This is a genomic window from Stutzerimonas sp., from assembly GCF_982611455.1.
Genome location: NZ_CEXBBO010000001.1, coordinates 76,421 through 91,456, shown reverse-complemented (window position 1 = coordinate 91,456; position 15,036 = coordinate 76,421). Strand labels below are relative to the sequence as shown.

At 61.6% G+C, this 15,036-nt stretch carries 14 protein-coding genes; 7 read left to right on the top strand and 7 right to left on the bottom strand.

The features are described 5' to 3' along the window. Positions 1-41: 41 nt before the first annotated feature. Both AC2LD7_RS00460 and AC2LD7_RS00455 read right to left on the bottom strand, forming a co-directional pair. Positions 42-1,610: a methyl-accepting chemotaxis protein gene (locus AC2LD7_RS00460; RefSeq protein WP_484595891.1), complete on the bottom strand. Its 1,569-nt coding sequence runs from the start codon at positions 1,608-1,610 to the stop codon at positions 42-44. Positions 1,611-1,781: 171 nt separating this feature from the next. Beyond that, entirely contained in the window at positions 1,782-3,299 is a 1,518-nt protein-coding gene (locus AC2LD7_RS00455; protein WP_484595890.1) for a 3-hydroxyacyl-CoA dehydrogenase, read from the bottom strand. Positions 3,300-3,461: 162 nt separating this feature from the next. Between AC2LD7_RS00455 and AC2LD7_RS00450 the strand changes: the two genes are divergently transcribed. Next, on the top strand, positions 3,462-3,908 hold the full coding sequence (locus tag AC2LD7_RS00450) for a PaaI family thioesterase (protein ID WP_484595889.1): 447 nt from the start codon (positions 3,462-3,464) through the stop codon (positions 3,906-3,908). Next, positions 3,908-5,251 (top strand): hypothetical protein, encoded by a 1,344-nt coding sequence (locus tag AC2LD7_RS00445; RefSeq protein ID WP_484595888.1) that lies wholly within the window; start codon positions 3,908-3,910, stop codon positions 5,249-5,251. Before AC2LD7_RS00450 ends, AC2LD7_RS00445 begins: the two co-directional genes overlap by 1 nt. A gap of 10 nt (positions 5,252-5,261) precedes the next feature. On the opposite strand, the gene radC is transcribed toward AC2LD7_RS00445, so the two are convergent. Beyond that, on the bottom strand, positions 5,262-5,936 hold the full coding sequence (radC, locus tag AC2LD7_RS00440; RefSeq protein ID WP_484595887.1) for a RadC family protein: 675 nt from the start codon (positions 5,934-5,936) through the stop codon (positions 5,262-5,264). Between the two features lie 120 nt (positions 5,937-6,056). On the opposite strand from radC, the gene coaBC reads away from it, so the two are divergent. The 4 genes from coaBC to argB all read left to right on the top strand — a co-directional run bounded on the left by coaBC (position 6,057) and on the right by argB (position 11,265). Next, the gene (coaBC, locus tag AC2LD7_RS00435; protein ID WP_484595886.1) at positions 6,057-7,265 is read left to right on the top strand and encodes a bifunctional phosphopantothenoylcysteine decarboxylase/phosphopantothenate--cysteine ligase CoaBC; all 1,209 of its coding nucleotides are present in this window, start codon (positions 6,057-6,059) and stop codon (positions 7,263-7,265) included. A 2-nt stretch (positions 7,266-7,267) separates the two neighbouring features. Then, complete coding sequence (dut, locus tag AC2LD7_RS00430) at positions 7,268-7,723, top strand: dUTP diphosphatase (protein WP_484595885.1); 456 nt, start codon at positions 7,268-7,270, stop codon at positions 7,721-7,723. A 1,230-nt stretch (positions 7,724-8,953) separates the two neighbouring features. After that, entirely contained in the window at positions 8,954-10,345 is a 1,392-nt protein-coding gene (gene algC / locus AC2LD7_RS00425) for a phosphomannomutase/phosphoglucomutase (protein ID WP_484596040.1), read from the top strand. A 20-nt stretch (positions 10,346-10,365) separates the two neighbouring features. Beyond that, complete coding sequence (gene argB, locus AC2LD7_RS00420) at positions 10,366-11,265, top strand: acetylglutamate kinase (protein WP_484595884.1); 900 nt, start codon at positions 10,366-10,368, stop codon at positions 11,263-11,265. Between the two features lie 68 nt (positions 11,266-11,333). On the opposite strand, the gene AC2LD7_RS00415 is transcribed toward argB, so the two are convergent. Both AC2LD7_RS00415 and pyrE read right to left on the bottom strand, forming a co-directional pair. Then, positions 11,334-11,918: a DUF4124 domain-containing protein gene (locus AC2LD7_RS00415; RefSeq protein ID WP_484595883.1), complete on the bottom strand. Its 585-nt coding sequence runs from the start codon at positions 11,916-11,918 to the stop codon at positions 11,334-11,336. Positions 11,919-12,318: 400 nt separating this feature from the next. Next, the gene (pyrE, locus tag AC2LD7_RS00410; protein WP_484595882.1) at positions 12,319-12,960 is read right to left on the bottom strand and encodes an orotate phosphoribosyltransferase; all 642 of its coding nucleotides are present in this window, start codon (positions 12,958-12,960) and stop codon (positions 12,319-12,321) included. Positions 12,961-13,044: 84 nt separating this feature from the next. On the opposite strand from pyrE, the gene AC2LD7_RS00405 reads away from it, so the two are divergent. Further along, positions 13,045-13,824: an exodeoxyribonuclease III gene (locus AC2LD7_RS00405; protein ID WP_484595881.1), complete on the top strand. Its 780-nt coding sequence runs from the start codon at positions 13,045-13,047 to the stop codon at positions 13,822-13,824. Positions 13,825-13,922: 98 nt separating this feature from the next. On the opposite strand, the gene AC2LD7_RS00400 is transcribed toward AC2LD7_RS00405, so the two are convergent. Together AC2LD7_RS00400 and rph are read right to left on the bottom strand one after the other, a co-directional pair. After that, positions 13,923-14,291, bottom strand: coding sequence for a DUF4870 domain-containing protein (locus tag AC2LD7_RS00400; protein WP_484595880.1), 369 nt, complete (start codon positions 14,289-14,291; stop codon positions 13,923-13,925). 16 nt (positions 14,292-14,307) lie between these two features. Further along, complete coding sequence (gene rph, locus AC2LD7_RS00395; protein ID WP_484595879.1) at positions 14,308-15,030, bottom strand: ribonuclease PH; 723 nt, start codon at positions 15,028-15,030, stop codon at positions 14,308-14,310. Between the last annotated feature and the right edge of the window lie 6 nt (positions 15,031-15,036).

Here is a 15,036-nt window from a genome sequence, read left to right as displayed (position 1 = left end):
AAGGCGCTTTTGCCAACGCGCCTCATCCTCGCGAATTCGAGCTATGGCTCGGGGCGATAGCCCAGACGCAGACCACCCCAGTGACGCCCGCGGACCATGATCGGCACCGAGATATCGTGCATCAGCTCGCCGGTGTCGCGACTGTAGGTCTGCAACAGCACCTTGCGCTCGTGACTGCCGCAGCGAGCGCCAGTGCGGTCATTGAACAAGCGTTTGCTGCGGCTTTTGACCATGTCGATCGCCGGGTCGCCCACCGGCGGCTGGCTGAAGGCACGATTGTGGGTCGGCACGTAGCCGTTCGGCGTGGTGGCGATGGCATAAATCAGCGCATCGTTACGTCCGAGCAGAGGTTCTTGGATCGCCGGCAGGACTTCATCGGCGTAGCGGTCGAAGCGCGTGTGATATCGGGTCGGATTAGTGCCTGGCTGGGCCTTGTAATTGCGGTCGAACAGGTCGTCGATCGTCAGCCGACCGGCGTCCAGATCGGCCTCGAAGCGCGCACTGATGGCTGACGAGCCGTCACGCGCCAAGTCGAAAATGCGCTGGTGATAGTCGGCGAGTTGCACTTCGGCGAGCTGTTCGCTGACGGCTTCGGCCTGACCGACGAGTTTCTCCGCCGCCTGCTCCAGCTGACGGGTCTGAGTCTCGCTGTCGAGAGCGTCGCCGCGCAGCTGGTCCAGAGCGACAAATAGCTGCGCAAGCCGCTCGTGATTACTTGCAGTGCCTGAGGTGATTTTCGCCACCTGGGTTTCGACATTTCCGGCCAGGTCGGCGATGCCGGTGAGCTGGGTTCCGGTCTCGGCTATCTGCGCTGCGGCTTCGTCGAGCTCGCTGGCCTGCTTCCGGATATGGCTGACCACCGCCGCGCTCTGTTCTCCGATATCGCTGATCATCCTTCCGACTTCGTCGGTGGCGCTGCTGGTGCGGCCGGCGAGGTTGCGCACCTCGTCGGCCACCACCGCAAAGCCGCGCCCGGCGTCGCCGGCACGGGCCGCCTCGATGGCGGCATTGAGCGCGAGCAGGTTGGTCTGGCTGGCGATGGACTGGATCACCTCGGTGATCCGGCGAATCTCTTCGGTACGTGCCGAAAGCCCGTCGAGCAATCCGCGGCTGGCTTCGGTCTGCTCGCTGAGCTGTTGCATGCGCTCGATCGCATGCTGCAGTCCGGCACGCCCGCCGTCGCTGTTGCGCCGTACTGCTTCAGCCGCTTCCAATGCCTGCCGCGCACGGGCGGCACTGTCTTGCTCGGTTGCGGTCATCGCCTCGGCACCGCTGGCAATTTCACTGATCGCCGCCAGCTGTGACTGCAGGCGCGTGGCGAGCTGCTCAGCACTGAAAGACACCTGAGCGGCGGCGAGTGCGTTGTGACACGTGTGTCGCGAGAGGTTTTTGCTCAGGTCGTTAAAGCGCTGAACATCGGAACCGGCAGTCGTCAGCTCGCGGGGCTGAGGGCGCCACGGACCGAACCAGGGCCACAGACCGAGCAGCAGAACCGAGATCGCGGTCAGGTAGAACGGCAGCTCCATCCAGCCATGAAACAGCAGCAGCCCCAACAGTGCCGCTGCGTGGAGTAGACAGGCTTTGGGGTGAAGACGGAAGGCAGGGCGCATCGATGGCCTCTTGTTGTCGTCCGGTAAAAAGCTGTTGTACCCATCTCCGCTACCAATGAACAGTACTTGGTAGCAAATGGCCTGCACAGCCGGGTTTACCGGGTTAGCGGCAGCACATTGCGAAGCTTAAATCCCCCGTCCTGCAGAAACGCATCGAGCCCGCGGCGTGACTCAGCGCGGCATATCCGGCGCGGCCAGCGGCAGGCCAAGCTGCACGCGCCGGCGCAACCAAGGGCTCGATCGATAGCGTGGCTCGTTGCCGTAGCAGGCCTGCATGGCTTCGAGAATGGTGAGGATGCGCGCCGGATTGTAGTGTTCGGCAAACCCCAGCGCCCCCTTCGGATAGCCCAGCGCAAGCTGCACGGCGCGGTCGAGGGTGTCCGGCGAGGCGATACCCTTCTGCGCAATTTCGCAGCCAAGGTTGACGATGCTGGCGACGATTCGCTGGCTGACAAAGCCCGGCGAGTCATTGATCACTTCCACCGGCACGCCATCGACGCCCAGCGCCTGACGCGCCTGTGCTTCCAGAGCAGGATCGAGCGCTGGCTGACGCATCAGTACGCGGCGCTTGTCGAAGTCGCTGAACGTATCCAGCGCAATGGTACGCACCGCCGGCAGCGCCAGTCGCTCGATGCAGTTGCTGGCATCCTCACCCAATGGCGTGATCAGGCAGATGGCCTGGTCCGATGGCTCTGCGCCGTCTTCGAGCATGGCGCCGGCTTGCTGCAGAATCGCGCCGACGCGTCCGCGAAGCTCGGGCTCGATGCTGTCGAGCCAGAATGGCCTATCGATGGTCACCGGTTCGACGCGAGGCTCCGGCGAGCGAATCTGCTGGCCGTCCTGATAACGATAGAAGCCCTGACCGGTCTTGCGTCCGAGCAACCCCGCCGCAACCCGCTGCGCGGCGAGGTAGGACGGCGTATAGCGCGGATCGTAGTAGAACTGGTCATGCACCGACTCCATCACCGCGTGGGAAATGTCCAGACCGGTCAGATCGAACAGCTCGAAAGGCCCCATGCGAAAACCCGGACCGTCGCGGAGGATGCGGTCGATCTGTTCCGGCGTGGCGATACCTTCGCTGAGGATCCGCTGAGCCTCGGTGCCATAGGCGCGACCGGCGTGATTGACGAGAAACCCAGGGGTGTCGGGCGTGATCGCCGGGAAATGTCCGGCATGCTCGGCCAGTTGAACCAGCCGCTCGACGACGGCAGGATCGGTGCGCTCGCCGCGGACCACCTCGACGAGCTTCATCAACGTCACCGGATTGAAGAAGTGAAACCCAGCTACCCGCCCGGGACGCGCACAGGCGCTGGCGATGCGGGTCACCGACAGCGATGAAGTATTGGTCGCGAGCACGGCGTCGGCAGCGATCAAGCCTTCCAGCTCGACGAACAGGCTCTGCTTGGCCTCGAGATTTTCGACGATGGCTTCGATCAGCAGATCGCAGCCTGACAACTCAACCAATCGATGTGCAGGCTGCATGCGCCCCTGAATTGCCGATAACTCGTCGGCACTCAAACGCCCCTTGGCAACGCTGCGTTCGAGCAGCTCACTATTGAACTGCAGCGCCTGATCGATGGCTTCGGGACGACTGTCGTACAGCCAGACCTGCTGGCCGGCGCTGGCGAACAACTGCGCGATGCCGCGCCCCATGGCGCCTGCGCCAATGATGCCGATACGGGAAAACATGCGAACCTCCTCGAATGGATGGCGTTGCGTCTGTTTTGAGTGCGTCTGTCTTGGATCGTTATCTCAACATCGGTTCCGCAGAGCGAAATGATATTCCACCTTAATTGACCGAAAGCCTAAAGACTGCCAGTCTCCTACGCAAGCCATCCGTGACCGAACGCCATGCATACGTCCGATTATTCCCCCGCCCTGCTGCAACAGATCCAAGCCTCCGTTACCGGCTTCTTTCAGGGCATCGGCTGCGAGCTGCTGGCTTACGGCCCGGGCCACGCCGCTCTTGCGCTGGAGCTGCTGCCCCGGCATCTGAACAATGCTAGCAACATGCACGGTGGTGTCATGGCGACGATGATGGATGTCGCCATGGGCCTGTGCGGTACTTGGGAAGCAGACCCGGCAGAACGCAGGGTCGCGTTGACGCTGTCGATGAATATCAACTTCAGCGCACCAGCCGCCGTTGGCAGCCGAATCAGAGCGGTGGCCACATGCCGCTCTGCTGGGCACAAGGTATTCATGGCCAGCTGCGATCTGCTGGATGAGGATGATCGACTGGTCGCATTCGGTGAGGGCGTTTTCAAACGTGGCGCCCTGCGCCGCGAGCTGCCGGCCTGATGACCGCACTACTGCCGCTGGCACTGCTCTTCGAGCTACTGGCCCTGATGACCCGGCTGCAGCTGTTGAGTGTCGTTAGCGGTGCTCTGCTGGCAATTTTTTTCGTCTGGCACTGGCGTTCGCTGATGCCTTACCCGCGCCGGCTCGGTGTCGTCACCCTGGCATTGCTCGGCTACTGGCTGCTGTCCGGTGAAGCTAATTGGCAACAGGCTGCACGCATGTTGTCTTCGGCGGCGTACTACGCCGCGTTCATCGGCGCATTGGGCTTGATGCATTGCCTGGTCAAGCGACTGCATCAACTCAGCGAGCTGCATCGGCTGTTGCTGGCAGGGCCACGTGCGTGGCTTTATCCCGGCTATCTGATGAGCACCTTCGCGATCAGTTCGATCCTCAGCTTCGGCATGCTCAATCTGATCTGCGGTTCGTTGGAACGCCATCTCGAACGCCGCTCTTATAACGACACCCAGCGTCGCGAAGGTCGACGCGGTGTCATGGTTACCTCGCTGCGCGGTTTCGCGCTTGTGCCTCTGCTAGCGCCGACCAGCGTCGCGGTGGCCATTCTCACTCGCGAAATACCGGGTATGAGCTGGAGCGCGCTATTGCCCTTCGGGCTGCTCGGCGGCGTGCTCTTATTGCTGTTCGGCTGGCCAGCGGAGAATCGCCGCTTGCAGCAACTGGCCACCCCTTCTATTTCCGAAGCTCAGACACGTTCCGAGCAGACGAGTGGGAGCTTTCGCGGCCTGCTTCTTGGCAGCTTGATCGGTATCGTGCTGATCGCCATGTTAGCCGCATTGACCTGGCTTTCCGCCACTCAGGCAGCGATGCTGCTGGTGCCGCTCGCCGTGATCACGATCCTGCTCTGGCAGCGGGTTGCGCCACACCAGGTGTTCAGCGAGGTCAGCGACACCCTCGTTGGCATGCGTAACGAGACCTTTATCTTCGCCAGTTCGGCATTGCTGGCCGGGCTGGTCGCCGCGGTGTTGCCGGTGCATCACCTGTCCGATCATCTGGGTGCCACTCCCCTTGTGCTGTTCGGGCTGGGTGCGTTCGGTACGCTGGCAATCATGGCGCTGGCGCTGCTGGGCGTTGCACCGCTGATCTCGCTGAACATCTGCGCGGCCTTGCTGGCACAGTTGGCGAGCCAGGGCGTGGCGGTGATGCAGCCGGCGGTGGCGCTGCTGTTCGGCTTCTCTCTGGCGATGCTGCTCTCGCCCTATGGGCCCTCAGCCCTTCTACTGGCTCGCCACGCCCAGCTGTCACCTTGGCGCATCGCCGTCGGCTGGAACGGCCGGTTCGTGCTTAGCGTATTGCTACCGCTGCTGCTGGTACCGCTGTTGGCATGAGCAGCGCGGCTCACATCCAGCCGTATTCGGCCATGGACAGCGGCTCGCCATCACCAACAATGAAGTGATCGAGCACCCGCACGTCGATCAGCGCCAATGCGTCGGTGAGCTTGCGGGTCAGCTGCCGATCGGCCTGGCTCGGCTCGGCGACGCCTGAGGGATGGTTATGGGTCAGGATGACAGCCGCCGCGTTCTGTGCCAGCGCACGTTTGACCACCTGCCGCGGATAGACACTGGCGCCGTCGATGGTGCCTTGGAACAACACTTCGAAGGCCAGCACGCGATGCTTCGAATCGAGAAACAGGCAGGCGAAGAGCTCATGCGGCTCATGTCGCAGCCGTGCCTTCAGGTAATCGCGTACCGCCTGCGGGCTTTCCAGTGCGGAATCGCGGCGAATGCGCTCGGCCAGATGCCGCCTGGCCATTTCCAGCACCGCCTGCAATTGGGCGAACTTGGCGGGTCCCAGGCCTAGATGACCGCTGAACTGTTCGAGATCGCTTTCGAGCAGCGCGCGCAGGCTGCCGAACTCGCTGAGCAAGTATCTAGCGAGATCCACCGCACTCTTGCCGGCGACCCCGGTGCGCAGAAAAATTGCCAGCAATTCCGCGTCGGACAGAGCCGCCGCGCCCTGCTCCAGAAGCTTTTCCCGCGGACGTTCCGCCGCGGGCCAGTCACGAATGCTCATGTCACCTCCATGTCGAGCGAACGCCCTACTCCGTGTGGGCGCTGTGCTATCTTAACGGCCTTTTATCCACGGCGACCGGCCCCTGCCGGAACCAGTTCTCACCCGTAACAAGGCAGGCCTATGCAGCGGCTTTATCGTAAACGCATCGTCCTGGGCGTCGGCGGCGGCATTGCCGCTTACAAGAGTGCCGAGCTGGTTCGCCGGCTCCGCGATCAGGGCGCCGAAGTGCGTGTCGTGATGACCAGCGGCGGGCGCGAATTCATCACCCCGTTGACGCTTCAGGCGCTTTCCGGTCACCCGGTTCATCTGGATCTGCTCGACCCTGCGGCCGAGGCGGCCATGGGCCATATCGAGCTGGCGCGCTGGGCCGACTTGATTCTGGTCGCACCCGCCACTGCGGATCTCATGGCGCGCCTGGCCCAAGGCATCGCCAATGACTTACTGACCACGCTGGTGCTGGCCACCAACGCGCCGGTCGCGCTGGCACCGGCGATGAACCAGGCAATGTGGGCCGACCCGGCGACTCAGGCGAACCACGCGCTGCTGCAGCAAAGAGGCATCCGCATGTTCGGTCCTGCGGCAGGCAGCCAGGCCTGTGGCGACGTCGGCATGGGCCGGATGATGGAAGCGGATGATCTGGCCCAGGCCGCCGCCGACTGCTTCGAGCGCCGCCTGCTAACCGGCCAGCACTTGTTGATCACCGCCGGTCCGACTCAAGAAAACATCGATCCGGTGCGCTATATCACCAACCACAGCTCCGGCAAGATGGGCTTCGCCTTGGCCGAAGCCGCCGCCGAAGCCGGCGCTCGCGTGACGCTGGTGGCCGGCCCGGTGTTTCTACCGACGCCCGACAGGGTCCAGCGAATCGATGTAGTCAGCGCCCGCGACATGCTCGCCGCGTGCGAAGCGGCGATGCCCTGTGACCTGTTCATCGCAGCCGCCGCCGTTGCGGACTATCGGCCGGAAGTGGTCGCGCCGCATAAGTTGAAGAAAGACCCCACCAAAGGTGATGGCTTGCTTCTGCAGATGGTCCGCAATCCCGATATTCTCGCCACGCTGGCCGGACGCGAAGACCGCCCGTTCAGCGTCGGCTTCGCCGCCGAAACCGAAAACTTGCTGGAATACGCCACGCGCAAGCTGCGTGACAAGAATCTCGACCTTATCGTCGCCAACGACGTTGCCAACCCCAGCATCGGCTTCAACAGCGAAGAAAATGCTGTCACGGTCATCGACCGTCAGCAGCACGAAACCCGCTTCAGCCAGGCCAGCAAAGGGCATATCGCCCGTCAGCTGATCGCCTTCATCGCCGACCGTTTTCATCAGGCCTGATCATGCACAAACTCCAAGCAAAGATTCTCGACCCACGCCTTGGCCGGGATTTTCCCCTGCCCGCCTATGCCACAAGTGGTTCCGCCGGCCTCGATCTGCGCGCCATGCTGCCGGCCGACGCCACCCTCGAACCGGGCCAGACCCTACTGATCCCCACCGGACTGTCGATCCATATCGCCGACCCGAATCTCGCGGCGCTGGTGCTGCCACGTTCAGGGCTCGGTCACAAGCACGGCATCGTGCTGGGCAACCTGGTCGGCCTGATCGACTCCGACTACCAAGGCGAGCTGATGGTTTCTTGCTGGAACCGCGGCCAGACCCGATTCGAGATCGCGGTTGGCGAACGGATCGCGCAGCTGATGCTGGTGCCGGTGATCCAGGCACAGTTCGAACTGGTGAACGACTTCGATAGCAGCGACCGCGGCGCGGGCGGCTTCGGTCACTCCGGTAGCCACTGAATCAGACCCGCCTTTCAGGACGATCCGAGGAGCTCCATGAAACTCTTCAAGCGCACCGCCAAGGACACCGGCGTACTCAATCCCGCCGACACTACATCATCCCCGGCACGCCGTAGCGTCGGACTCAAAACCCTGATGCCGGGGCTGCTGCCAGGCTTGCTGGGCCTCGCCATCGCTGGCGCTCTGCTCTGGACCGCGCTCCAAGCCAGCCAGCAGCAGCATGCATCCGAGCTGGTACAGGCCTGGGGTCAAAGCCAGGCCTCGGCGGTCGAGCAGGCCCTTCGTCAACTCGCTGAAAACACCCGCGCGGCGGCCAGCGACCCCCAACTTCTCGAAGCTTTGCGCAGCGAACAACCCGAGCGGATACGTGCCGCTGAACGTGAGCTCGGCTACCGCGACGGCGTAGTCGATGCACATCTCAGTCTGCGCGGCCAGGCCCAGCAGAACCCGGACCGTCCCGGACCGCTGAACTTCGCCGCGCTGGACCTGTTGCAACGTGCTGAAAACGGCCAGCCCCCAGCGCCCGAAGCGTTCAAGGTCGGCAATCGCTGGCTGCTCTACAGCGCCGTCGCGCTACGCTCGGCCCCGCAACAGCCGGCCGAGGGCACGCTGCTGCTGGTCACCAGTCTGGAGCGCTTCCTGGCCACACTTCCAAAGCTGCCCGCCGAGGCCGGCCAGCTACGCCTGGTTCAGCAATTCAATAGCGCGCCCGCGCAGTTGCTCACACAACGGGGCGGCGCGGGAGTGGAAAGCAAGACGATAACGCTGCCCAGCGGTAACCCGAACTGGAAACTCAGTTTTCTGCCCGGCGCGAGCTTGGACGCCGCGACACCGTCACCGCTTCTGTTGCTCGCCGCGGCGCTGGCAGCACTTTGCGGTCTTCTGCTCGGTTTGCAACTGGTGCTCAGCGCCCAGCAGCGGCGGCTTCGCGAAGATGTCATGCACTTGGGTCAGATGGTGCAGGAACTCTCCAACGGCAAGACCATCAAAACACCGGCTTTGAGCCTGCCAGCGCTTAATGCGCTGGCCAAGAGCCTGGTCCGTCTGCCGCTCCGCACCGCCGGGATGGCCGCGGCCAAAGCGCCGGCCACGCCACAGCCAGCTGTACGGCAAACCCAATCCGCCGAGTACGTCGATCCCTTGTTCCAGGACACCGATATTCTCGACATCGACATTCTCGACGAGGACCAGGACTGGCTTGGCCTCGATACCAAGGAGCGAGAAACCGCAATGAGCGCACCCAAAGCCCCGCAATTGCCCGCCAGCATTTTCCGCGCTTACGACATCCGTGGCGTAGTCGGCGATACCTTGACCAACGAAACCGCCTATTGGATTGGACGCGCAGTCGGCTCCGAGAGCCTCGCCCAGGGCGAACCGAATGTCTCGGTCGGCCGCGATGGTCGCCTGTCCGGGCCGGAACTGGTCCAGCACCTGATCCAGGGCCTGGTTGACAGCGGCTGCAGTGTTAGCGACGTCGGCATGGTACCGACCCCGGTGCTCTACTATGCGGCCAACGTTCTGGCCGGCAAATCCGGCGTGATGCTGACGGGCAGTCACAACCCGCCGGACTACAACGGCTTCAAGATCGTCATTGCCGGCGACACCTTGGCCAATGAGCAGATTCAGGCGTTGCGCCAGCGCATCGAGACTGGCGACCTCGCAGAGGGCATCGGTCAGGCCGAGCAGGTCGACGTACTGGAAAGTTACTTCAAGCGAATCCGCGACGACATCGCGCTAGCCAAACCGCTCAAGGTAGTAGTCGACTGCGGCAACGGCGTCGCTGGCGTCATCGCCCCGCAACTGATCGAATCGCTGGGCTGCAAAGTCATCCCGTTGTTCTGCGATGTCGATGGCAACTTCCCCAATCATCACCCGGACCCGGGCAAGCTGGAAAACCTCGAAGACCTGATTGCCAAGGTCAAGTCCGAAAATGCCGATCTGGGCCTGGCCTTCGACGGTGACGGCGACCGTGTCGGAGTAGTGACCAATGCAGGCACCGTGGTGTATCCCGACCGTCTGCTGATGCTATTCGCCAAGGACGTGGTTTCACGCAATCCGGGTGCAGACATCATCTTCGACGTCAAATGCACGCGCCGCCTGACCCCATTGATCAGTGGCTATGGTGGACGCCCGGTGATGTGGAAGACCGGTCACTCATTAATCAAGAAGAAGATGAAAGAAACTGGCGCACTGTTGGCCGGCGAGATGAGCGGACACATCTTCTTCAAGGAGCGCTGGTACGGCTTCGACGATGGTATTTACAGCGCCGTCCGCCTGCTGGAAATTCTCAGCCAGGACAAGCGCCCTGCCGAGCAGGTCTTTGCCGCCTTCCCGAACGACATTTCCACACCGGAAATCAACATCAAGGTCACCGAGGAAAGCAAGTTCACCATCATCGAAGCACTGCACCGTGACGCTCAGTGGGGCGAGGCCAATATCACCACGCTCGATGGCGTTCGTGTCGACTATCCGAAGGGCTGGGGCCTGGTGCGCGCGTCCAACACCACGCCAGTTCTGGTGCTGCGTTTCGAGGCGGAAAGCGAAGACGAGCTCAAGCGCATACAAGAAGTCTTCCGCGCACAGCTTTATACTGTCGCGCCAGACCTCACCCTGCCGTTCTGATCTGATTTGCGGAGCCCTGCATGACCCTCAGCCGTGAAGCCGCCACCCAATTCGCCCAGGTTCTGTCCGAAGCGCTGCCCTATATTCGCCGGTTCGTTGGTAAGACACTGGTCATCAAATACGGCGGCAACGCGATGGAAAGCGAGGAGCTGAAGACCGGCTTCGCCCGCGACATCGTGCTGATGAAAGCAGTGGGCATAAACCCTGTGGTGGTTCACGGCGGCGGCCCGCAAATCGGCGATCTGCTCAAGCGCCTGAATATCGAAAGCCAGTTCATCGACGGCATGCGGGTGACCGACAGCCAGACCATGGACGTGGTGGAGATGGTCCTCGGTGGTCAGGTCAACAAGAGCATCGTCAGCCTGATCAACCAGCACGGCGGCAGCGCCATCGGCCTGACCGGCAAAGATGCCAAACTGATCCGCGCCAAGAAGCTCAAGGCCAGCCGCCAGACAGCAGAGATGAGCTCACCGGAAATCATCGATATCGGCCAGGTCGGCGAAGTCACCGGAATCAACACCGAACTACTGGAGATGCTGGTTCGTGGCAACTTCATTCCGGTCATCGCACCGATTGGCGTGGGCCCGGATGGCGAGTCTTACAACATCAATGCCGATCTGGTGGCAGGCAAGGTTGCCGAGGCGCTGAGATCCGAGAAGCTAATGCTGCTGACCAACATTGCCGGCCTGATGGACAAGCAGGGCCATGTGCTCACAGGGCTGACCACGGCGCAAGTCGATGAGCTGATCGCCGATGGCACCATTTACGGCGGCATGCTGCCAAAGATTCGCTGCGCATTGGAAGCGGTACAGGGTGGCGTGCATAGCGCCCACATCATCGACGGCCGCGTGCCCAACGCGGTGTTGCTGGAGATTTTCACCGACATCGGCGTCGGCACCCTGATCACCAACCGCAAGTAAACTCCGGTTCATAACTGAAGAAGCCCAGCCTTCCACTTGAAGAGCTGGGCTTCTTTTTGCAGGTCTGCCTATTGGGACTGGCCGAGCAGCTCGGCGACTCGCTCTCGCTCTTTGCCAAAACTAACCTCGGCTTTATTGCGGGCCTGCTTGTAACGCTCGATATCGCGCCGCAGGCTGGCCTGCTCCTTGTTGAGGTTGTCGATCTGCGTCAGCAACTGTTGGGGCACTTGGCGACCGGCACGCTCATGCCCCGCCGCCTGACTTTGCAGATTGGCTTGCTGGGTGCGCAGCGCCTGCAAATTGCCGCGTGTGATGCCGATTACGCTGTCCAGCTCCGACAGCTTTCTCGCCTGGGCTCGCTCGACATCCTTGACGCTGGCATACAGACGCAGCAATTGCGCATCCGACCCGGCGCGAGCCTTGGCTTCGAGCAAACGTTGGCGCTCTTCGGCCGTCGGCGCTGGCGGCACCACTCGAGTGACCCGCCCTTGGTCATTGAGCACTTCATAGCCCTTGCCGATATGCTGGGGCGGGACACCGTGTCGATCGAGCACCACCACGCCCTTATCGTCGACATAGCGATACAGGTCAGCCTGGGCAGCCATTGCACCCAACAAGCCACACAGCAAAAGCACCCTGCTCCCTATCTGCATTCTTCAGCCTCTTCCGTAATTCGGTGCGTTCGGTACAGCCACTCGAAACGCCTATTATTTTTTATGTTCGGACAGCGCCCAGCTTATACAACCAGCCAGACTTGAGCAGCAATAAGCACACCAACAAGAGGGTCAGGCAGTACGGCAACATCAACCGCAGCGACCAAGCGCGGCGCCGTCAAACCAACGGCGCTCAGCGAAAGTCATTTTGAGTAGCTTAGAACGTTCAATCCACACAGACCCAAAACATGCAGCACGGTAAACGTCGCAAATATATGCAGATAAGGAATCCGTCCCTATTCGTCAGTTGCTGACGCAAAACAGGACATCGGACTCAAGCATCACGCCCCAATAGCGGATGGCGGCGTTGTCTCAGCCACCTATTCGAAACAAACCCTGCTCATATCCCGTATTGATCCCGGTAAGCCTCAACCGCCGGCAAGTGCCGTTTGAGTTGTTCATCCTGAGCCAGGAATTCCAGCACCTGCGTGAGGGAAACAATGCTCACCACCGGCACGCCATAGTCGCGTTCCACTTCCTGAATGGCCGATAACTGACCCTGGCCGCGCTCCTGCCGGTTGAGCGCGATAAGAACACCGGCGGCCTCAGCACCTTCCGCACGGATGATCTGCATCACCTCGCGAATCGCGGTTCCGGCGGTAATGACGTCATCGACAATCAGCACACGTCCGGTGAGCGGCGATCCGACCAGCGTACCGCCTTCACCGTGATCCTTGGCCTCCTTGCGATTGAAGCACCAGGGCAAGTCGCGCTGGTGGTGCTCGGCCAGCGAAATCGCTGTCGCCGCAGCCAGGGGAATCCCCTTGTAGGCAGGGCCGAAGATCACATCGAAATCGATACCGCTATCGGCCACTGCTGCTGCGTAGAAGCGCCCTAGCTGAGCCAGTGCCGAGCCACTGTTGAACAGACCGGCATTGAAGAAGTAGGGGCTGGTGCGCCCGGATTTCAAAGTGAACTCACCGAAGCGCAGAACCCCGCGCTCGATGGCGAAGCGAATGAAGTCTCGCTGGTACGCCTGCATGAAGAATATTCCCGGAAGACACTGACTTAGCTAATTGCGAAGAGCTTGGGTTATCATACACGCACGTGTTTTTAGGGGCCATTTATGCGGATCATCAGCGTCAACGTGAATGGCATTCAAGCTGCGGCACAGCGGGGTCTACTCAGCTGGCTGCAAGCGCAGAATGCCGATGTCATCTGCCTGCAGGATACCCGCGCCTCCGTAGTAGAACTCGACGATCCGGCCTACCAGCTCGATGGCTATTTCCTTTACACCGTAGATGCCGAAATCCCCGAACAGGGCGGCGTTGCGCTGTATTCCAGACTGCAGCCGAAGGCCGTCATCATGGGCCTCGGTTTCGAGACGGCCGATCGCTACGGCCGCTACCTGCAGGCCGATTTCGACAAGGTCAGCATCGCCAGTCTGCTCCTGCCTACCGGCCGCGGCAGCGACGAGGAGCTGAACCAGAAATTCAAGTTCATGGACGATTTCGCCCATTACCTCGACAAGCAGCGTCGCAAACGTCGTGAATATCTCTATTGCGGCTCGCTGTATGTCGCGCATCAGAAACTGGATGTGAAGAACTGGCGCGACTGCCAGCAAGCCACCGGCTTCCTACCACCGGAGCGCGCCTGGCTCGACGAAATTTTCGGCAACATGGGCTATGTCGACGCATTACGTGAAGTGAGCCGAGAAGGTGATCTTTACAGCTGGTGGCCGGATACCGAACAGGCTCAGATGCTCAACCTGGGCTGGCGCTTCGACTACCAGATCCTCACCTCGGGCATGCGCCGCTTTGTACGCAACGCGCGCCTTCCTCGGCAGCCACGATTCTCGCAGCATGCGCCGCTGGTTGTGGACTACGATTGGACGCTGAGCCTGTAGGCGGCAGGCGGCAGGCGGCAGGCGGCAGGCGGCTCAGGGTGGCGGCAAAGGCCCAGAACCCCGCCAGGCCTTTTCTGCCTGCAGCCTGTAGCCTGTAGCTACTTGACGACCCGCCAGCAGAATGGATAGCGGTAAGGCTTGCCTTCATTGGCTCGGATGCCGGCGATTACTACCAGCACCAGCGCTACCACACTGATCAGCGCCATCAGGGGAAAGCCGATCAGGATCCACGCCAGCACGCCGCAGATCATCAATAGAATGCTGAACGTGATCTGAAAATTCAGCGCTTCCTTGCCCTGTTCATCGACGAAGGGATCCATGTCCTTCTTCAGCTGCCAGACGATCAGTGGTCCCAGTACGTTGCCGATCATCGGCACCAAAAACCAGAAGAACGCCGAGTAGTGACAGAACATCGCCCACTGCCGCGCTTGCGGTGAAGGTTGCGGTATCAGTTCCTGATCAGACATGGCGTTCTCCTCTGGGTCAGTCGGCGAGCGCAGCTTGCTGCAGCGCGAACAATTCCTGCATGCCGCTCTGTGCCAACGCGAGCATGGCGTTGAGTTCTTCCGGCTGGAACGGCGCGCCTTCGGCGGTGCCCTGCACCTCGATGAAACCGCCTGCACTGGTCATGACCACGTTGAGGTCGGTTTCGGCTGCCGAATCTTCCAGATAGTCCAGGTCGAGCACCGGCTCGCCCTGATAGATACCCACTGAAACAGCCGCGACCATCTGCTTGAGCGGATCACCACCCTTAAGCCCACCGCGCTTCTTAAGCAACTTCAAGGCATCGACCAGCGCCACCATCGCACCGGTAATCGAGGCGGTACGGGTGCCGCCGTCAGCCTGAATCACATCGCAATCGATGTAGATGGTGTTCTCGCCCAGCTTGCTCATGTCCAGCGATGCGCGTAGCGAGCGCCCGATCAGTCGCTGAATTTCCAGGGTACGGCCGCCCTGCTTGCCTCGGCTGGCTTCACGCTGGTTGCGCTCGCCTGTGGCGCGCGGCAGCATGCCGTACTCGGCGGTCAACCAACCCTGGCCCTGCCCCTTGAGGAAACGCGGCACGCCATTTTCGACGCTGGCGGTGCAGATCACCTTGGTATCACCGAACTCCACCAATACCGAGCCCTCGGCATGCTTGGTGTAGTTGCGGGTGATGCGGACCGAACGTAGCTGATCGGCGGCGCGGCCACTGGGACGCTTCATGGGAAA